This is a genomic window from Enterocloster lavalensis (assembly GCF_046603895.1).
Taxonomy (GTDB): Bacteria; Bacillota; Clostridia; order Lachnospirales; family Lachnospiraceae; genus Enterocloster; species Enterocloster lavalensis.
The window spans coordinates 3,999,730-4,019,951 of the sequence record NZ_CP176637.1 but is presented as its reverse complement, the minus strand read 5'-3'; the positions used below and the strand labels follow the sequence as shown (position 1 = coordinate 4,019,951).

Genomic DNA, 20,222 nt, shown 5'->3' with positions numbered 1-20,222 from the left:
TCAAATCCGTTTTTCCCCCAGCAGAAGCAGCTCCCCGGAAAGCCGGACGTAAACCGGATTCCTGCACAGAGCGAGCACCTTCCAGCAGGCATTGTTGCGGGATAAATAGTTTAACGTAACCTCCAGCAACACTCCCTTGCCGTAGGCGGCCTCCATAAATTGCAGCGCAAAGCCAATCTGCCGGTTGACCGCCTCCACCGCCTCTCCCCGACCGGAAAGCGACAGCTCCTCGGCTTTCAGGCAGCCGGAATGGTATACAATGTTGCGCATCAGAATTCCCTGCACAGCCCATTTCACATCAAAATCGGCCAGGCTGTATTTCCGGGCCAGCTTATCGATCCCCTCCCCAGCCAGAATGCGCTCGATGTCCCCGCTGTCGATGAGCCGGGAATAGGTCCGGTAATGGTTGATAAATTCCGCAGTAATGTGCCCATCCTTGACAAACTGGACCACCATCTCCTTTGTCACGGCAAACCCGGCCCCTTCATAGACGGCCAGCGTCCGGCTCAGGTTGCTCCAATCCCGAGGTGTGACGATGACATCCCGATCTCCCTGGTTTTCGCAGCGGTAAAAGCAGTCCGGGTGCATTTTCAAAAACGCCACAATATCCGGGTGAATCCCCTGCTCCATGCTGTACTCCAAAAACACCTCCAGGTCCGGCTCTATGACAATGCGGCGGATCCGGTCCCGGATGGCGGCGGTGAATTCCCGGGCGTAGCGGTTATACTGCTTGGGATTACCGCAGAGCACCAGAATCCAGCCCTCGGGCAGCTTATGAGCCCCCAGGGCTTTAAATTGCAGGAAGCCCAGCATGGCGGGCATCAGGCTGTCGGATGCAGTGTTGAATTCGTCCACCAGCAGAATCCCCTCCCGCTGCCCCGCCTCACACGCCTGGTACACCGGCGCCAGAATCTCGCTCATGGTGTAGCGGGTGGCCTTGCATTTCCCTCCCCCAAAGGGGATTTCCACGATCTCCGGCAGGCCCAGGGCGGTCTGCCGGACATGGTGGGCAAGGCTCACGCTGACGAACCCGATTCCCAGTTCCTTTGCCGTCTGCTCCACGATCTCCGTTTTGCCTACTCCCGGCGGCCCCACCAGTTCCAGGGGCATCTGCTCCTTTACAGGGAACAGGAAATTTCCCTCACCGTCCCTTTGCAGATAGCACGCCACGCTCTCCTTGATCATTTCTTTGGCCTTCTTAATCGATACCGAAAAATCCACCAAAAGCTCCTCCCTTCGTCTCCCCCAACACCCCGCCGCTTTCCGACGTGCATTCCGGCCTCCCGGCCGCCGCAGCTTGTTCCGACGTGCATTCCCGCCTCCCGGCCGCCGCAGCTTTTCCCTGCCGAATTGTTCCCGCCTTCTCATCGCCGGTGAGATACAGCGGGATCACCCACTCCGGCAGCTCCGGCTCAAAACAGCCGCACTCCACCAAGGCGAACGCCACATCGAATTCCGGCTTATGTTCCGGGAACCGTCCCATCCCGTCGGAGAGATAAATGAGCAGTTTAAACGGCGCTTCCCGCCCGGACCGGTTGAGTTCCTCCATACGACGGATCACGGGAATAAAATCCGTTCCGCCTCCCCCGTCGATCCTTCCCTCCGCCAGGTACCGTTCCAGGCCATCCAGGTCCGCGATCCGGTCTTCCCGGCATATTTCGCTGTCCGCCTGGAAAACAAGGATATCCAGTTCCATATTTTCATAGGACTTGAGGATATTGGCAGTCTCCCTCAGAAAGAGCCGCACCGGCTCCCCCTGACAGCTGCCGCTGGTGTCAATGGCAATGGCGATCTGTTTCAGCGCAGGCTGCTCCGTCATCTCCGACGACTCTACCAGCCCAATGTTTCCCCACCGCTCCATCCCATAGGTATACCAGATATAGTCGATCTCGCTGTCGTCCTCCCGGCAAACCTCCTCCCGGGCCAGGTACTGCTCCAGAAACTCCCGGTAGCTGCGGTGGTTTTCCTCCACTACCTCGTAATAACAGGAAACGCCCAGACTTCCGCTGCCGTAACCCCGGCCGCCAAACAGCATAAGACTGATCTGGCGCCCCGCCATAATCTGCATCGCCTCAAGCGCGCGGGAGAGACGGTCAGAATGAGCGCCGGGGGACACGCCGGATATGTCTGCGGACTGCGCGCCGTGGGACGCCCCGGGGCTGCCTGCGGGCCGGACTCCGGGGGACGCTCCCGGGCTGCCCGCAGCGTATATTCCGCTTCTCTGCCCCTCCACATCCTTCCTCCGCCAAAACCTGTGATCATCCACCATTAACACCCCTACCATTCCCTCCAGCTCAAGCCTTTTCTCCTCATTTTCTTCCGCTTCCCGGTACAATTCCCTGATATAAGCCCCTTCTGTTCGGCTCCGCCCGATCATATTACAGTAGTCCCAGGGCATTTTCAGTTCATCTTTCCTCTTCCGGCTCCCATTCACACACTCCAGGAACCGCAAATACAGCTCCCCCGCCTTCAAATCCGCACAAATCCCGAACAATTCCCGCTCCGCCTCGTCCCCCGGGCACTGGGACGGATGGCGGCAGATGATATGGCAGACCGCGTGGAGATACTCCCGCTCCAGCCGTCCGTTCCCGCCAGCCTCCGCGATTTCCCGCACATACGCTTTGCCGTACAGCAGGAACCGCCCGTCCGTCCCGATCCCCTCAAACCCGTCCTGTTCCCTCCACTCAACCACTTCCAGAACCGGCGAGAGAAATGATATCCGCTTCAAAATCCGGCTCCTCGCCGCCCGCAGCGCCTGCTCCGCTTCCATAGGCCCGCTTCCCCTCCTGTCGTTTATTTTCTTCCATTATAATCATCCCAGGCGTTTCCCGACAGCGCGCCCGGGAAGAGATTTGCAGGCAGACTACCTCGCCCGGAACAAACGCCCCGGAACAAAACAAGGACCTGACAATTTCCATCAAAATTGTCAAGTCCCTGCCCATAAAATCCGTTTCAATTCAATCCCTCAAAAACCGTCAATCATATTTCAACACCAGCGCGTCCGCCAGCGCAATCCCCTTTTCATACACAAACACCGGGTTAATGTCCAACTCCGCCAGACAGTCCTTCTCATCCGCGGCCATACGCGATACCCGCACGATCAGATCCGCCACCGCCTGCTCGTCCAGCTTCTTTCCTCCGCGGTATCCGGTAAACAGTTTGTATCCCTTCAGGGAACGCAGCATTTTCAGAGCTTCCGCCTCGCTCACCGGCGCCATGGCCATGGACACATCCTTGAAAATCTCCACGAACACGCCGCCCAGACCGCACATCACCATGGGACCGAACTGGGGATCATTGTTCACTCCGATGATCACTTCCGTGCCCGCCTTTAACATTTCCTGCACCAGCACGCCGCCGATTACCGCCTGGGGATCGTAGGCTTTGGCGTTATCCAAAATCTCCCCGTAAGCCTGCCGCAGCTGCCCTTCGTCCTGAATCCCCACCTTGACGCAGCCCGCGTCCGACTTGTGCATAATATCGCCGGAATCGATCTTCAAAACCACCGGATATCCGTACTCCCCGGCGGCTTCCAGCGCCTCCGCCTCAGACCGCGCCACCCGCTCCCGGGGCGTTTCGATGCCATGTCCGCGCAGAAATACCTTGCTCTCGTGCTCGGTCAGAGCTGTTTTGGTCTGTCTCTCCCGCGGAGCCGGGGCCGTCATATCCAGACACAGCTCCTCAGGCCGGTAGGCCGCAAACTCCTCCAGATACCGAAGAATCTTAAAGGCGTAAACCGTGGGCGGCAGCACCGGAACCCCGGCGCGCTCCAATCTCCGGGCATACTCCTCATTTCGGGTATTCTCCAAAAACGGAATCATGACCATGGGTTTGGCCCCCGGCTCCGCGGCCACCAGCTCGATGGCCTCCGTCATGTAGCAGATGGCCGGGTCCGCAATCCGCTCTAACAGCGTGTACCCGACGGCCACCAGACCCACATTCGGATCGCTCATCACCGTGCGCAGCGCCCCGGCGTAGGCCTGGACGTCATAGGAGAGGGTGGCCGTCATGTCCAGGGGATTGGCCGGGCTGGCGTAGGAGGGAAGCTGCTCCCTCAGACGCTCCAGCGTTTCCGCCTGGAAATCCGGGTACTCAATCCCCCACATCTGGCCCACGTCGGCGCAGACTCCGGTTTCCCCGCCGGAAAGGTTCATGGAGGCGATCCCCGGCCGCTTTGGCAGCCCGGGTAATACGGAGAGCATCATGGACACGGCCATCAGCTCCTCCACATCGTCCACCCGGATCACCCCGTATTTACGGAACACCGCGTCGAACACCGCGTCCGCCCCGGAGAGACTGCCGGTATGGGAGGCGGCCAGACGGCTGCCCTTCTCCGAACGCCCGGCCTTGAGAATCACCACCGGCTTGCGCTTCATGGCCGCCCGCTTCAGGCAATCCAGAAACTGGGGCACATTCTGCACCCCTTCCAGATACATGGCCACCACCTTGGTGCTCTCGTCCTCAACCAGAAATTCCAGATAATCCTCCATGCGCACCACCGCGCTGTTGCCGGAGGAAATCACGTAGGAGAACCTCATACCCGGGCTGTCCATCAGGGACAGGCAGATCTGACCGCTCTGGGACACCACTCCCACAGCCCCCTTCCGGTCCCGGCTCTCGCTGAGAAAGGCGAAGGGATAAACGCCGTCGGTATAGTTCACAAAACCGGCGCAGTTCGGCCCCATGAGGGCCATGTCCAGCTCTCTGCACAGCCCGGACAGCCGCTCCTGGTTCTCCCGCCCCTGGGCGCTCCCGATCTCCTTGTAGCCGCTGGCAAACACCACCGCGGCCCTTGCGCCCTTGGCCCTGCTGGACTTAAGCAGCTCCTCCACCGTCCCCTGTGGCGTACAGATCACCGCCAGGTCAAAGCTGCCCGGCACTTCCTCCACGGTCCGGTAACAGGGCTTTCCGAAAACCTCGTCCCGCCTGGGATTGACAAAATAATAGCTGCCCTCCCTCATGTATTCGATCACGTTGCGGCAGGTATCCCCGCCGAACCCCGATTTCTCGCTGGCTCCGATCACGCAGATCTTATCCGGCTTTAATAACGCTCCAATCTCCATCAGACCACCGCCCTCTGCAGCTCCCGCACCGAACGGATACCGGCTGCGAAGCATTCTCTGTTTTTCGGATTGCATTTCCCCTTGCTCAGGAAGAAGTTCTCGATGCCCTCCTCCATCTGGGTCTCCCCGATCACGCCGGTGGTTTTGGAAAACGCGCCGATCATCACAATATTGGCTCCCCGGGAATTTTCCAGCTCCGCGGCCAACCCTGTGGCCTCCACCGCGTACACATGGATGTCCGGCCGGAACTCCTCCCGTTTCACAATGCTGCTGTTAATAATCATCGTGCCGCCCGGGGCGATGCTCCCCTGAAATTTGTCCACCGACGGCTCGTTTAACGCCAGAAGCACGTCGATGGAGCGGATAAAGGGGCTGGCGATCTCCTCCTCTGAGATTTTCACGTTACAGTTGGCCGTTCCGCCCCGCATCTCGGAGCCGTAGGAGGGAATCCAGACCACATTTTTTCCGATGTCCATCCCCGTCTTGGCGATAATGAGCCCGGCCGTCAGAACGCCCTGTCCGCCAAAGCCCGCGCATACCAGATTAGTCATGCCGCTTCTCCCTCCTTTTCACAAATTCCCCCACCGGGTAATACTCCTGAATCGTGGAGGCCACCCGCTCCTTGGCTGCCAGCGGGGGCATCCCCCAGTTGGTGGGGCAGGGAGACAGGACCTCCACAAAGGAGTATCCCTCCCCGTTTAGCTGGGCCTCAAAGGCGTTCCGGATATACCGTTTGGTCTTTGCGATCTCTGCCGCCGTGGTCACCGCTCCCCTGGCCGCGTAGGCGATATCCAGGGTTTTCAGCATATCGATGGCTTTCAGGGGATTTCCCGTGACGGCGCAGTCCCGCCCGTAGGGGCTGGTGGTGGTTTTCTGCCCCGGCAGCGTGGTGGGAGCCATCTGCCCTCCGGTCATGCCGAAGTTGGTGTTATTTACAAAAATCACCGTAATGTTCTCGTTGCGGATCGCCGCGTACATGGTCTCGGAGAAGCCGATGGCCAGCGCGTCGCCGTCTCCCTGGTAGGTGAGAACCGTCCGGTCCGGCCGGCAGCGCTTGATGGCCGCCGCCACCGCCGCCGCCCTTCCGTGCTGGGCCTGTATCCAGTCGATTCCAAAGGTGTCGATCATCAGGCAGGCGCAGCCAACGGCCACGGCCCCGATGGTCTGATCCGCCACCCCCAGCTCTTCCAGCACCTCCGCCACCAGGCGGTTGATCACGCCGTGTCCGCAGCCGGGGCAGTATTTATTGTCAACTATCAATGTCTGTGGTTTCGTTTTAATCATTGCCCTTATACACCGCCTTCTTTTCTCCGGCCGCAATCCTGGCGACCTCATCCAGAATATCCTTTGAGTCAAATACCTCCATGCCGCCCGTGATGGCGTACACGTCCTTCCGCATGCCCTCGGCCAGCGCCACGTCCTCCGCCATCTGTGCCAGGGGCGTCAGCTCGCAGGAGATAAAGCATTTGGCATTCCGGCACGTCTCAAAGGCTTTCACCGGGTATGGATACAGGGTAATGGGCCGGATCAGCCCCAGCTTGATGCCCTGGCTGCGCCCCAGGCGCACCGCTTCTTTACAAATTCTGGAAGAAATGCCGTAGGCCACCAGTACATACTCCGCGTCCTCCGTCTCCACAGCCTGCCAACGCTGCTCCTGCTCCTCGATCCGCTGGTATTTCTCCTGGATATACCGGTCGTAATTGTCGATGTAGTACATGTTGGAGGTCACCCGCCGGAAATCCTCCGGCGACCTGCGCCCCTTCAAGGACCACTGGTACTGATCCGGGTCGTGCTCTCTCATCTCCGGCAGCTCCACCGGCTCCATCATCTGGGAGATGGAGGCGTCCGACAGCAGAATCACCGGATTCCGGTGTTCCTCCGCCTTGTCAAAGGCCAGCGTCATCAGATCCGCCGCCTCCTGCACCGAGGACGGCGCGTACACCAGACAGCGGTAGTCCCCGTGTCCCCCGTTCTTGACCACCTGAAGGTAGTCCCCCTGTGCCTGGAAAATATCCCCGAGTCCGGTGCCGTAACGCATCACGTCCACGATCACACAGGGCAGCTCCGCCGAGGCGATATAGGAGATTCCCTCCTGCAATAGGCTGAACCCAGGCCCCGAAGAGCTGGTCATGGTCCGAAACCCTGTGGCAGCGGCACCGTACACCATGGAAATGCCGGAAATCTCCGACTCCGTCTGCACAAATGTGCCGCCCACCTCCGGCAGGCGTTTGGAGAGGTACTCCAATATCTCAGTCTGGGGCGTGATCGGATAGCCGGAGAAAAACCGCATCCCGGCCCGCACCGCGGCCTCCGCAATGGCGTCGTTTCCTTTCATTAATTGTCTCATGCCGCTCACTCCCCCTCCCTGATCTCAAACACGTAATCCGGGCACACCGTGTAGCATACCCCGCAGCGTATGCAGACCTCATGGTCCACCTGCACCACGGCATAGCCCTTGGCATTGATCGCGCCGCTCAAGGACAGCGCGTTTTTCGGACATTCCTTCACACAGTAGCCGCAGCCCTTACAGCTCTGTCCGTTTATGTATAATCTCTCTGTCATCTGCGTTTTGTTTCCCTTCTATATTTCCGGTAAATCCTGCACATCCGGCTCGAACAGCTCCCTGGCGCTCTCCCTGGCGTAAATTCCATCTTCCAGAGCGTACCGCATCTGTTTGGCCGCATTTCTCCTGCACAGCGCCTCCGCGCCCGCTAGCACGCTGGAGAGCTCCGGCGTCACCGCGCCGAAGAAAACCGCGTCGTACAGCCATGCCTCCGACAAATTGGCCGTAAAATCACAGATCAGCCGGACTCCCCGCTTCTTTAAAATCTCATCCGCCTCCGGCGATACGGCGATATTGGCCGCCTCCACCACCAGACCGGCTTTGACCGACGCCGCGTTGTCCCCGTTCACCGTGTTGGCCAGGGCCGCGGGTATCAGCACGTCGCACTCCGCCGCCACGCAGGCTTCGGTGGGATAGGTTTCCCAGCCCTCCGGCAGCCCGTCCCGGTCCAGCACCCGGCATTCCCGCTTCATCCGGTACAACGCCTCCACGTCCAGCCCCTGCGCACTGTGCACAAACACCTGCGAATCCGCCATTCCCACGATCCGGTGTCCCAGCTCGGCCAGGCGGCTGGCGCAGCCGAAGGCCACCCGGCCCATTCCCTGGATCACCACGTCCGCCTTCCGGCCGGGCGCCAGCGCGGCAAATGCCTCGTCCGCGCTGCACGCAACCCCGTAGCCTGCGATCACATCGTTCAGCGGGCGTCCGTAAACCGTCTCATCCAACAGCCGGTTGTAAGCCTCCATGTTTTCCATAATCTTCGGGTCCGCCCGCATGGATTTCGTCATGGGCATATCCAGCCCAAACTCCGAGAAAATCTTAAGGATATCCCCGTAGCGGGTGCCGTAATCCCCTCCAAGGGACACTCCCGTGCGGATGTATGGCATCATGGCGATGATATACCGCCTGAGCACCTCCCCGGCGTCCGGCCGCCGGCTGTCGTAGGCGATCCCGCCCTTGCAGCCGCCGCAGAACCGGGACTCGCCGGCCTTGTACTTGTAGGCCATGCACTCCGCCAGGCGCAGCACCTCCTCCCGGGTCACAGCCGGGTGCATGCGGATCCCGCCGCCCGTGTAGCCGTTGACAAAATTGTGAATCACCAGCCAGCCCATGGCCTCGGACTCCGTATCGTTCCATTCAATGCACAAATAAGGTTTCAATCCTTCTCTCCTCCCGTTTTCCCCCGCACTCAGGCGTTTTTCCGCTTAAACTGCATGGCGATCACACAGGTGATCACGGAAATCACGCACAGGCCGATCAGGAACATGAAAATGTACCGGTAGCCGTCCGCTCCGTACTGATCCAGCCAGTTTCCGAAAATGGTGTGCATAAAGGAATCCGGCAGATATCCGATAATGGAAGCCACGCCCACCGCGGTCCCGTACAGGTGGCGCGGAATCTTCACTTCCTCGGAAATGGACCACATGATGCCGTAGTTCATATAGATCAGGGCCGCGCTGACCATCACCACCGTCAGCACCAGCGCCACCGGAGTGGAACCGGAGATCAGGAAGAAGCAGGCGATGGAGATTCCCGAGAGAATGGCGACGGCCAAAATGGTCTTTGCCACCTGCCCCGTCTTGTCGGAGATAAATCCGCCCACCGGACAGAACAGGAATCTGGCGATATAGGTTCTGAAAATGGCGATAATGCTTGCGGCTCCCACGCTGATTCCGATCACGTCCGTCAGGTACGGGGTCAGCAGGGTGGAACCGGAGTACACGGCGTAAATGGAGAACAGCGTAAAGGCCAGAATCCAGGTCTGAGGCATTTTCAGCACACGCCCGATGTCCTTGAGCTCGATCTTGTCCTCTTCCTCCCCGTCGTCCACGGAGCTCTTCTCATCGTATACAAAATACAGCAGCACCGCGGCCAAAAGGCACATGAATCCGTAGAAAATCAGGGTGTATTTCAGTCCCGCCACCTGAGAGGCAAAATATGTAAAAATACCCATGGCCACAAAGGCGGACACCGTGTTCATCAATCCCTCAAAGCTCTGGAAAAAGCCGTACAGCCGTCCCTGCTCGCTGGAATCGCCCAGCATGCGGATGGCCTTGATGGAAGCGCCCCAGTAAGCAAAGCTGGTGGAAAGTCCCAGCAGCGCCCAGATCACCATCGCCATCTGGAAATTCATCACAAAGGCCAGAATAATATTCAGCGCTCCGGTAACCAGCGTGGAGATAATGATAATCTTCTTGGCCGAGAACCGGTCCGCCACCCAGCCGCCGGGGATATAACCGATGGCGCAGACAATGGCGTAAACGCTCAGAAGTTCGCCCAGCTGGGCGTTGGTGGCGTTAAGTCCCACCAGCAGCGCGTCGTAAAACACATATTTCACATAAGGCAAAAGATACAGCGAGCTCGAAATCATGGAAAGCACGAACACCGCCACATATTTTTTAAGATTGCTTTTCTGACTCATAATTTTCCCCCTCAATAATCCTTTTCACAGATTTCACAGAATTTGTCCAGATCAATATTACCCCCGGTAATGATGCACAGCACCTTCTTGCCCTTTAACTCCTGGTGATCCTCAAACAGAGCGGCCAGACAGGTTGCGGATGCGCCCTCGATCATATAGTGATGCTTCTGGGCCATCCACTTGATACCCTCCCGGGTGCTCTCCTCGTCCACCACGAAAATGTCGTCCACGCAGGTCAGCGCCAGCTCCACGTTGGGCCAGGTGATGGCTCCCTCCAGGCCGTCGGCGCAGGTGGGCAGGAAGGGACAGTCGTTGTTCAGCTTCCGCTCGTGGAAGGATTTATCCCAGGGAGCGGAGGTGTTGGTCTGAAGGCCGTACACCTTGATGTCCGGGTTCATGGCCTTGGCCGCAATCGCAACTCCGCACAGCAGTCCGCCTCCCCCGGTGGGCACCAGAATCGCGTCGAAATCCCCCTTCTCCAGCAGTGACTCGATGGCCACGGTCCCCTGCCCCGCAATGGTCTCATTGGACTCATAGGCGTGGACAAACTTTCTGCCCTCCTCAGCCTCGATCTCATGAGCCCGGTTCTCCGCGTCCTCATAATTCGGCCCGTACACCACCAGCCTGGCCCCGTGCTTGATCGCCCCATAGCGCTTGTTCATAGGCGTGGATTCCGGCACGCACACCACCGCGGAAACGCCCTTTAACTTAGCCGCGTAAGCCACCGCCTGGGAGTGATTACCCGCGGAGGCCGCCACCACCCCGCACTTCAAGTCCTCGTCGCTCATGCCCAGAATGTTGTTCATAGCCCCCCGCAGCTTGTACGCCCCGATGGGCTGCAGATTCTCCATCTTAAACCACACCTCGCTGCCCGTCCGCTCGGAAGTCTCCGGCGAATAGATCAGCGGCGTCTTCTGCACATAATTCCGAATCCTGCCATACGCCTCCACAATGTCCTTCATTTCAACTTTCAGCATTTGTACCCTCCAAAGTTTTTATAATTTTTGAAACGCCGTTTCATTTCTTACGTGTATTATAATTCCCCACTTTTAAAATGTCAACAGAAATTTGCACGAATTACAACCTTCCCCTTCTAAAATGCACAAAAAAAGACGGAACCCATTATAAGTTCCATCTTTTCTATTCCATCTAACGAGCCCCAACCCTCAACCCCTAAATTTTCATCAAACCCATCCCCCATTTTTCCCACCCTACACCTCACTCCCGGAAACGCCAGCCCATGGCGGGGGAGGGGGATCGCAGGCTTGCGCATCCCCCTCCCCCGCCATGGGCGTCCCCCTTCCGCCTCACAACTCAAACCGATCCATACTCTCCGTATAAATCTCAATAAACTCCTTCGCCTGCCTCAACACCTCCGCAACCTTCTCCTTCTTCGCCATCATCCGCCCATACCCGCCCGAAACGCTGATACAGGCCACCACCGCTCCCTCCGCGTTAAACAGCGGCGTCGCCATACAGAACAGCCCTTCCTCGTACTCCTCGTCGTCATACGCAAGTCCGCTCTCCCGTATCCGTTCCCGCTCCTTCTCAAAAGCCTCCCTGGTAATAATCGTCTTAGCCGTCCGTTTCCTCAAATCCTGCCTCTTAAAATACGCCGCCAATTTCTCATCGTCATAATACGCCAGCGCCGCCTTCCCGATTGCAGAACAGTACATCGGTGAAATGGGAATGGTCTTGATGGACAGCACCGAGCTGTTGGAATACGTGCTGTAGATCGAGAGCATGGCGTTCTCATACTCGATGGCCAGGTTCACATTTTCATCCACTTCCTTCATAATCCGATCCATATACGGCTTGCAGATGTCGATCAGGTGCAGGTCCTTGCTGGCGCTGCGCCCCAGCTTGATCAGAAAGCAGCCCAGCTGATAGCCCTCGTTCTCCGAGCACTCCACCGCGTTCCACTCCTCCAGCGAATTTAACAGACGGAACACCGTAGCCTTAGGCAGGCTCAAATCCTTGGCCATCTCCGAAATTCCCACCGGCTTGTCCTTCCCCGCCAGATAGTCCAGAATCTCCATGGCCCTGCCCACCATCACAATCCCGGTTTTGTCTTTAGTATACATGGCTCTCTCCCCTTCCAATTCCTGTAAATCATCAGCCTCCGAAAACGGCCTGCACTTTAATACCCATTATATGGGGCGGCATTTTCTTTGTCAAACACATCTTAAAACCGCGCCGCGACCCGCTCCGTCCGCTCCCGCCCCTCACAAGTCTGCCTGAAAAAAGCGGCCCGCTTACGCAGGCCGCCTCTCATTCATTTTTATCAAACAGACCCGAAACGCCGATTACGCTTCGCTTCCGTCTCCAACCTCGTCCATCTCGTCCAACGCGATCTCGTCATCCTCGCCTTCCATATCGTCGATGTCCAGCACTTCCTCGGCCACGTTGTCCTCGTTGATAGCGCTGTTCTCATCCGGCTCCTCCGCCGTCAGGTCGTCGTCCTCAGAGAGTACGATCTCCTCCTCGGCGATCAGCTCGGTGTCCAGCTTCACCTTGCGGTAACGCTTCATGCCGGTACCGGCCGGGATGGGCTTACCGATGATGACGTTCTCCTTCAGACCGATCAGGTGGTCGATCTTGCCGTTGATGGCCGCCTCGGTCAGAACCTTGGTGGTCTCCTGGAAGGACGCCGCAGACAGGAAGGAATCCGTCGCAAGGGATGCCTTGGTGATACCCAGCATAACCTGCTTGCCCTCGGCGGGCTTCTTGCCCTCGGCGATCAGAGCCTCGTTCATCTCGTTGTAGTCCAGCACATCCATGGAAACGCCCGGCAGCACGTCGCTGTCGCCGCTCTCCTCCAGCTTCACCTTCTTTAACATCTGGTGAACGATCATCTCGATATGCTTATCGTTGATCTCCACGCCCTGTAAACGGTATACTCGCTGTACTTCCTGGATCATGTAATCCTGCACGGCGCGGACGCCCTTGATCTTCAAAATGTCGTGGGGGTTCACGCTACCTTCGGTCAGCTCGTCGCCGGCCTCCAGCACCTGCCCGTCCATAACCTTGATTCTGGACCCGTAGGGGATCAGATAGGTCTTGGAGTTTCCGTCCGCCTCGTTGGTCACAGTGATCTCGCGCTTCTTCTTGGTGTCCTTGATGGTCACGGTGCCGCCGAACTCGGTGATGATCGCCAGGCCCTTGGGCTTACGCGCCTCAAACAGCTCCTCTACACGGGGAAGACCCTGTGTGATATCGCCGCCGGCCACGCCGCCGGTATGGAACGTACGCATGGTCAGCTGGGTTCCGGGCTCACCGATGGACTGAGCGGCGATGATGCCGACCGCCTCGCCGACCTGCACGGGCTGACCGGTAGCCATGTTGGCTCCGTAGCACTTCGCGCACACGCCGATGTGGGACTTACAGCTCAGCACGGTACGAATCTTAACGGACTTGCGTCCGGTCTTGTTTAACACCTTCATCACGGCGGCCGCCCGCTTGGGGGTCACCATGTGGTTGGCCTTCACCACAACCTCGCCGGTATCCGGGTCGGTGATGGTCTCGGCGATATAGCGGCCGGTGATACGCTCTTCCAGCTCCTCGATCACCTCGTTGCCGTCCATAAAGGATTTGATCTCCATGAAGGGGATATCCCTGCCCTCGCAGCAGTCCACCTCGCGGATGATCAGGTCCTGGGAAACGTCTACCAGACGTCTGGTCAGGTATCCTGAGTCGGCGGTACGCAGAGCCGTATCGGACAGACCTTTACGCGCTCCGTGAGCGGAGATGAAGTACTCCAGTACGTCCAGACCTTCACGGAAGTTGGACTTGATGGGCAGCTCGATGGTATGACCCGTCGTATCGGCCATCAGGCCTCGCATGCCGGCCAGCTGTTTGATCTGCTTGTCGGAACCACGGGCTCCGGAGTCAGCCATCATGTAGATGTTGTTGTACTTATCCAAGCCGGTCAGCAGGTCGTGGGTCAACTGGTCATCCGTGTTCTTCCAGGTCTCGATAACCTCTTTGTAGCGCTCTTCCTCGGTGATCAGACCGCGGCGGTAGTTCTTTGCGATGCGGTCCACGGTCGCCTGGGCGTCCTCGATCAGCTTGGGTTTGCTCTCAGGCACGGTCATATCGGAAATGGAAACGGTCATGGCCGCACGGGTGGAATACTTGTAACCGATGGCCTTGATGTCGTCCAGGGTCACGGCCGTCTGGGTTGCGCCGTGGACGTTGATTACCTTTTCCAGAATCTGCTTTAACTGCTTCTTCGCCACGTGGAAGTCAACTTCCAGCTTCAGCTCGTTCTCCGGCACGCTGCGGTCCACAAAGCCCAGATCCTGCGGAATGATCTCATTGAAAATGAAACGTCCGATGGTGGACTCAATGATACCGGTTTTCACGGTGCCGTCGGGCATGGTCTTGCTCACGCGCACCTTGACTCTGGAATGCAGGGTGGCGGCTTTATTCTCATAAGCCAGGATGGCTTCGTTCACGCTCTTAAACAGCATGCCTTCGCCCACGGCTCCCGGACGCTCCTGGGTCAGGTAATAGATACCCAGAACCATATCCTGGGACGGAACGGCCACGGGGCCGCCGTCGGAGGGCTTTAACAGGTTGTTGGGGCTCAGCAGCAGGAAACGGCACTCCGCCTGGGCCTCCACGGACAGAGGCAGATGAACCGCCATCTGGTCGCCGTCGAAGTCCGCGTTGAACGCGGTACAAACCAGGGGATGCAGCTTGATGGCCTTACCCTCTACCAGAATGGGCTCGAACGCCTGGATGCCCAGTCTGTGCAGCGTAGGAGCACGGTTTAACATCACCGGATGCTCTTTGATTACGTCCTCCAGCACATCCCAAACCTCGGACTGAAGGCGCTCCACCATCTTCTTTGCATTTTTGATATTGTGAGCGGTTCCGTTGGACACCAGCTCCTTCATCACGAAGGGCTTGAACAGCTCGATGGCCATCTCCTTTGGAAGTCCGCACTGGTAAATCTTAAGCTCGGGTCCAACCACGATAACGGAACGTCCGGAATAGTCCACACGCTTGCCCAGAAGGTTCTGGCGGAAACGTCCCTGTTTACCCTTTAACATGTCGGAGAGGGACTTTAACGCACGGTTTCCGGGGCCGGTGACGGGTCTGCCACGGCGGCCGTTGTCGATCAGCGCGTCCACAGCCTCCTGCAGCATGCGCTTCTCATTGCGGACGATGATGTCCGGAGCGCCTAACTCCAGAAGTCTTGCCAGACGGTTGTTGCGGTTGATAATTCTTCTGTACAGATCATTCAGATCGGAGGTGGCGAAACGGCCGCCGTCCAGCTGAACCATGGGGCGGATATCCGGCGGGATCACAGGGATCACGTCCATGATCATCCACTCCGGACGGTTGCCGGAGTTTAAGAACGCCTCCACAACCTCCAGGCGCTTGATGATACGCGCCCGCTTCTGCCCGGTGGCGTCGTTTAACGCCTTGCGCAGATCAGCGGAATCCTTCTCCAGGTTGATGGCCCGAAGCAGTTCCTGAACCGCCTCGGCGCCCATTCCCACGCGGAAGCCGCCGGTACCGCCGTATTTCTCCACCTCTTCCCGGTACTCCTTCTCGGAGAGCACCTGCTTATACTGCAGGCTGGTGGAACCGGGATCCAAAACGATATAGGAAGCGAAGTACAGGACCTTCTCCAGGGTTCTGGGAGAAATATCCAGAATCAGTCCCATCCGGCTGGGAATTCCCTTAAAATACCAGATATGGGAGACGGGAGCCGCCAGCTTGATGTGGCCCATGCGCTCACGGCGCACGCTTGCCTTCGTCACCTCTACGCCGCATCGGTCGCAGATAACACCTTTGTAACGAATCTTCTTGTATTTACCACAATGACACTCCCAGTCCTTGCTGGGTCCGAAGATCCGCTCACAGAACAGACCGTCCTTCTCCGGCTTTAAGGTTCTGTAGTTGATGGTCTCCGGCTTTTTCACCTCGCCGTGAGACCACTCCAGAATCTTGTCGGGGGAGGCCAGGCCAATCTTTATCGCATCAAATGTCATCGGATGATAAGTTTCATTAGTTTCCGGCATGAGCTATACTCCCTTCTATTATTCTTCTTCACCGTCGTCCACAAGATCGTCCAGATCGTCGGCCAGATCCACGTCATCGTCCAAGGTGTACTCGTCGTCCAGAGCAGTCTCAACCACCTCTTCCTCAACGCTCACCAACTCGTTATTTTTGAACTCCTGCTCCTGGTATCCGTAAGCGCCCAGAGGCTCCTCGGGACTCATGCGGCGGTCGCCCTCAAGCAGCGCGCGCAGCTCGGTATCGCCGTAGTCGATATTCTCGGCCATTTCCACTTCGGTTCCGTCGTCGCGCAGCACCTGTACGTCCAGGCCCAGAGACTGCATCTCCTTGAGCAGAACCTTGAAGGACTCGGGCACGCCCGGCTCCGGAATGTTCTCGCCCTTGATGATGGCCTCGTAGGTCTTGACACGGCCCACAACGTCGTCGGACTTCACGGTCATGATCTCCTGCAGGGTGTAGGAAGCGCCGTACGCCTCCAGTGCCCAAACCTCCATCTCACCGAAACGCTGGCCGCCGAACTGAGCTTTACCGCCCAGGGGCTGCTGGGTAACCAGGGAGTATGGGCCGGTAGAACGGGCATGGATCTTGTCGTCTACCAGGTGGTGCAGCTTCAGATAATGCATGTGTCCGATGGTAACGGCGCCGTCGAAGAACTCGCCGGTCCGCCCGTCGCGCAGGCGCACCTTACCGTCGCGGCTGATGGGCACACCCTTCCAGAGCTCGCGGTGTTCCAGGTTGGAACCCAGATAATCCATCACCTCGGGCTTGATCAGGTCTTTATATTTTGTCTCAAATTCCTCCCAGGAAAGGTTCACGTAATCGTTGGCCAGTTCCAGGGTATCCTGAATGTCGTTCTCGTTTGCGCCGTCGAAGATCGGGGTGGACACGTTGAAGCCCAGGGCCTTGGCAGCAAGGCTTAAGTGGATCTCCAGTACCTGTCCGATATTCATACGGGACGGCACGCCCAGTGGGTTCAGCACGATGTCCAACGGACGTCCGTTGGGCAGGAAAGGCATATCCTCCACCGGCAGCACGCGGGACACAACACCCTTGTTTCCGTGACGTCCCGCCATCTTATCGCCCACGGAAATCTTACGCTTCTGGGCAATGTAGATGCGGACGGTCTCGTTCACGCCGGGCGCCAGCTCGTCGCCGTTTTCTCTGGTAAATACCTTGGCATCCACGATGATGCCGTATGCGCCGTGGGGCACCTTTAAGGAGGTGTCGCGGACCTCTCTGGCCTTCTCGCCGAAGATGGCGCGCAGCAGGCGCTCCTCCGCGGTCAGCTCGGTCTCGCCCTTGGGCGTAACCTTACCAACCAGGATGTCTCCCGCACGGACCTCAGCGCCGATGCGGATGATTCCCCGCTCGTCCAGATCCTTGAGGGCATCCTCGCCCACGCCGGGCACGTCGCGGGTGATCTCTTCCGGACCCAGCTTGGTGTCACGGGCCTCGGCCTCGTACTCCTCGATGTGGATGGAGGTGTAAACATCCTCCTGGACCAGGCGCTCGGACAGCAGAACCGCGTCCTCGTAGTTGTAGCCTTCCCAGGTCATGAAGCCGATGAGCGGGTTCTTGCCCAGCGCGATCTCACCCTGAGAGGTGGACGGGCCGTCGGCGATCACCTCGCCTGCCTCCACGTGGTCGCCCTTATATACGATGGGCTTCTGGTTGTAGCAGTTGCTCTGGTTGCTTCTCTTAAACTTGGTCAGATGGTAAACGTCCTTGTTTCCGTCGGAGTCACGCTTGATAATGATCTCGTTGGAAGCGGAGCGGGTCACCACGCCGGCGTTCCTTGCCAGCACGCACACGCCGGAGTCAACCGCGGCCTTGCCCTCGATACCGGTGCCCACAGCCGGGGCCTCGGTGGTCAGAAGCGGCACCGCCTGACGCTGCATGTTGGAACCCATCAGCGCGCGGTTGGCGTCGTCGTTCTCCAGGAAGGGGATCATAGCCGTAGCTACGGAGAACACCATCTTAGGAGATACGTCCATCAGGTCGATGGTCTTTTTCTGGAACTCGGATGTCTCTGTGCGGAAACGTCCGGATACGTTGTTGTGAACAAAATGGCCGTCCTCGTCCAGGGCTTCGTTCGCCTGGGCTACCACGAAGTTGTCTTCCTCGTCGGCGGTCAGGTAAACCACCTCGTCCGTTACTCTCGGATTGGCCGGGTCCGTGGTCTTATCCACCACCCGGTAGGGGGCCTCGATGAAGCCGTACTGATTCACCCGGGCGTAGGTCGCCAGGGAGTTGATCAGACCGATGTTGGGACCCTCGGGGGTCTCGATGGGGCACATGCGGCCGTAGTGGGTGTAGTGTACGTCACGCACCTCGAATCCGGCGCGGTCACGGGACAGACCGCCGGGGCCCAGGGCGGACAGACGCCGCTTGTGGGTCAGCTCGGCCAACGGGTTGTTCTGGTCCATGAACTGGGACAGCTGGGAACTTCCGAAGAACTCCTTCACCGCCGCGGTCACGGGCTTGATATTGATTAAGGACTGGGGCGTGATGCCGTCCATATCCTGGGTTGTCATGCGCTCTCTGACGACGCGCTCCATACGGGACAGACCGATGCGGTACTGGTTCTGCAGCAGCTCGCCCACCGCACGGATGCGGCGGTTGCCCAGATGGTCGATGTCGTCGGCATTTCCCACTTCCTCTTCCAGGTGCATATTATAGTTGATGGAAGCGATGATGTCTTCCTTGGTGATATGCTTGGGAATCAGGTCGTGGATGTTCTTGCGGAGCGCTTCCTTCAAAGCCTCCGTATCGTCGGTCCCAACTTCTGCCAGGATAGCGGAAAGTGCCGGGTAATATACTAACTCGGTAACGCCCACTTCCTCGGGATCGAAGGACACATACGCAGCCAGGTCCACCATCATGTTGGATAAAACCTTCTGCTTTCTGGTGGGTCCGTCCACCCATACAAAGGGAACCGCGGCGTTCTGAATCTCAGCCGCCTTTGTTTTATCCACCTTGGTTCCGGCCTCTGCCAGAATCTCGCCGGTGGAGGTGTCCACCACGTCCTCGGCCAGGGTCTGGCCGTTTAAGCGGTTCTTGAAGGACAGCTTCTTGTTGAATTTATAGCGTCCGACCTTCGCTAAATCGTATCTTCTGGGGTCAAAGAACATACTATTTAACAGGCTCTCTGCGCTGTCAACGGATAGGGGCTCACCGGGGCGGATCTTCTTATATAACTCTAATAAGCCATCCTGGTAGTTGTCAGAGGTGTCCTTACCAAAGCTGGCCAGCAATTTGGGTTCTTCGCCAAACAGGTCGAGAATCTCAGCGTTTGTGCCGTAGCCCAGCGCGCGGACCAGCACGGTCACCGGAACCTTGCGGGTTCTGTCCACACGCACGTAGAATACGTCGTTGGAATCCGTCTCGTACTCCAGCCACGCGCCGCGGTTGGGGATCACCGTGCAGGTGAACAGCTCCTTGCCGACCTTGTCATGACCGATGCCGTAATAGATACCAGGGGAACGTACTAACTGGCTTACGATAACACGCTCGGCACCGTTGATCACAAAGGATCCGGTATCCGTCATCAGAGGCAGATCGCCCATGAAAATCTCGTGTTCATTCATTTCATCTTTATCTTTGTTGTACAGTCTTACCTTTACCTTTAGTGGTGCGGCGTAAGTTGCATCCCGCTCTTTACACTCCTCGATGGTGTACTTCACATCATCCTTGCAAAGTGTAAAGTCAACGAATTCCAGACTCAGGTGACCCGCAAAGTCTGCAATCGGAGAGATATCATCAGTCCTTCTTTTAAGAACCACTGATAGGAATCCTTCTGAATCTCAATCAGGTTTGGCATCTCAAGAACTTCTTTCTGTCTTGAGTAGCTCATTCTTACGCTTTTCCCGGCCGGTACCGGACGTATTCTGCTTTTCTCCATTGACGTTTTCACCCCTGTTTTCTTTAATCATTGTAACAGTGTACGCGTCCAGATTTTACAAAAAAAGACACGCGGTTACGTTTCATTCCAAAATTGGGCAGAATTGGGCGCAAAAAGCCCACCTTGCCACAATAGTGCACACTCCATAATATCATAGCCCTGTCAAGGTGTCAAGCATTTTTTGCTTGCAATTCGATTGTAAAAATGATATACTGTTATAGAATGTCTTTTGGGCACGTG

The 20,222-nt window shown here is 57.8% G+C and carries 12 protein-coding genes and 1 pseudogene; all 13 read right to left on the bottom strand.

The window, feature by feature from the left end:
* The gene (locus tag ACK2JC_RS17975) at nt 1–1,221 is read right to left on the bottom strand and encodes an ATP-binding protein (RefSeq protein ID WP_320938260.1); all 1,221 of its coding nucleotides are present in this window, start codon (nt 1,219–1,221) and stop codon (nt 1–3) included.
* The gene (locus ACK2JC_RS17970; RefSeq protein ID WP_320938261.1) at nt 1,199–2,770 is read right to left on the bottom strand and encodes a VWA-like domain-containing protein; all 1,572 of its coding nucleotides are present in this window, start codon (nt 2,768–2,770) and stop codon (nt 1,199–1,201) included. The genes ACK2JC_RS17975 and ACK2JC_RS17970 overlap by 23 nt, the downstream gene beginning before the upstream one ends.
* A 205-nt stretch (nt 2,771–2,975) precedes the next feature.
* A complete protein-coding gene (locus ACK2JC_RS17965) occupies nt 2,976–5,063 on the bottom strand; it encodes an acetate--CoA ligase family protein (RefSeq protein WP_320938262.1) in 2,088 nt (695 codons plus the stop codon).
* On the bottom strand, nt 5,063–5,614 hold the full coding sequence (locus ACK2JC_RS17960; RefSeq protein ID WP_118756513.1) for a 2-oxoacid:acceptor oxidoreductase family protein: 552 nt from the start codon (nt 5,612–5,614) through the stop codon (nt 5,063–5,065). The genes ACK2JC_RS17965 and ACK2JC_RS17960 overlap by 1 nt, the downstream gene beginning before the upstream one ends.
* Nucleotides 5,607–6,347, bottom strand: a complete 741-nt coding sequence (locus tag ACK2JC_RS17955) for a thiamine pyrophosphate-dependent enzyme (RefSeq protein WP_320938263.1) — start codon at nt 6,345–6,347, stop codon at nt 5,607–5,609. Before ACK2JC_RS17955 ends, ACK2JC_RS17960 begins: the two co-directional genes overlap by 8 nt.
* Entirely contained in the window at nt 6,340–7,410 is a 1,071-nt protein-coding gene (gene vorB / locus ACK2JC_RS17950) for a 3-methyl-2-oxobutanoate dehydrogenase subunit VorB (RefSeq protein ID WP_107434300.1), read from the bottom strand. Before vorB ends, ACK2JC_RS17955 begins: the two co-directional genes overlap by 8 nt.
* A 5-nt stretch (nt 7,411–7,415) precedes the next feature.
* Nucleotides 7,416–7,625: a 4Fe-4S binding protein gene (locus tag ACK2JC_RS17945; RefSeq protein WP_092368256.1), complete on the bottom strand. Its 210-nt coding sequence runs from the start codon at nt 7,623–7,625 to the stop codon at nt 7,416–7,418.
* An 18-nt stretch (nt 7,626–7,643) separates the two neighbouring features.
* Nucleotides 7,644–8,786: a Glu/Leu/Phe/Val dehydrogenase dimerization domain-containing protein gene (locus ACK2JC_RS17940; protein WP_368271790.1), complete on the bottom strand. Its 1,143-nt coding sequence runs from the start codon at nt 8,784–8,786 to the stop codon at nt 7,644–7,646.
* 29 nt (nt 8,787–8,815) lie between these two features.
* Complete coding sequence (locus tag ACK2JC_RS17935) at nt 8,816–10,048, bottom strand: MFS transporter (protein ID WP_092368259.1); 1,233 nt, start codon at nt 10,046–10,048, stop codon at nt 8,816–8,818.
* Between the two features lie 11 nt (nt 10,049–10,059).
* Nucleotides 10,060–11,025, bottom strand: a complete 966-nt coding sequence (locus ACK2JC_RS17930) for a threonine/serine dehydratase (RefSeq protein ID WP_118756515.1) — start codon at nt 11,023–11,025, stop codon at nt 10,060–10,062.
* Nucleotides 11,026–11,355: 330 nt separating this feature from the next.
* On the bottom strand, nt 11,356–12,132 hold the full coding sequence (locus tag ACK2JC_RS17925; protein ID WP_092368265.1) for an IclR family transcriptional regulator: 777 nt from the start codon (nt 12,130–12,132) through the stop codon (nt 11,356–11,358).
* A 222-nt stretch (nt 12,133–12,354) separates the two neighbouring features.
* Complete coding sequence (rpoC, locus tag ACK2JC_RS17920) at nt 12,355–16,083, bottom strand: DNA-directed RNA polymerase subunit beta' (RefSeq protein WP_107434298.1); 3,729 nt, start codon at nt 16,081–16,083, stop codon at nt 12,355–12,357.
* A gap of 18 nt (nt 16,084–16,101) precedes the next feature.
* Nucleotides 16,102–19,982 (bottom strand): annotated as a pseudogene (locus ACK2JC_RS17915) (DNA-directed RNA polymerase subunit beta).
* Between the last annotated feature and the right edge of the window lie 240 nt (nt 19,983–20,222).

Bases quoted from the DNA above. Each gene is read 5' to 3' on its own strand.
- ACK2JC_RS17970 (WP_320938261.1), bottom strand. From the start codon at position 2,770: ATGGAAGCGGAGCAGGCGCTGCGGGCGGCGAGGAGCCGGATTTTGAAG.
- ACK2JC_RS17965 (WP_320938262.1), bottom strand. From the start codon at position 5,063: ATGGAGATTGGAGCGTTATTAAAGCCGGATAAGATCTGCGTGATCGGA.
- ACK2JC_RS17960 (WP_118756513.1), bottom strand. From the start codon at position 5,614: ATGACTAATCTGGTATGCGCGGGCTTTGGCGGACAGGGCGTTCTGACG.
- ACK2JC_RS17955 (WP_320938263.1), bottom strand. From the start codon at position 6,347: ATGATTAAAACGAAACCACAGACATTGATAGTTGACAATAAATACTGC.
- vorB (WP_107434300.1), bottom strand. From the start codon at position 7,410: ATGAGACAATTAATGAAAGGAAACGACGCCATTGCGGAGGCCGCGGTG.
- ACK2JC_RS17945 (WP_092368256.1), bottom strand. From the start codon at position 7,625: ATGACAGAGAGATTATACATAAACGGACAGAGCTGTAAGGGCTGCGGC.
- ACK2JC_RS17935 (WP_092368259.1), bottom strand. From the start codon at position 10,048: ATGAGTCAGAAAAGCAATCTTAAAAAATATGTGGCGGTGTTCGTGCTT.
- ACK2JC_RS17930 (WP_118756515.1), bottom strand. From the start codon at position 11,025: ATGCTGAAAGTTGAAATGAAGGACATTGTGGAGGCGTATGGCAGGATT.
- ACK2JC_RS17925 (WP_092368265.1), bottom strand. From the start codon at position 12,132: ATGTATACTAAAGACAAAACCGGGATTGTGATGGTGGGCAGGGCCATG.
- rpoC (WP_107434298.1), bottom strand. From the start codon at position 16,083: ATGCCGGAAACTAATGAAACTTATCATCCGATGACATTTGATGCGATA.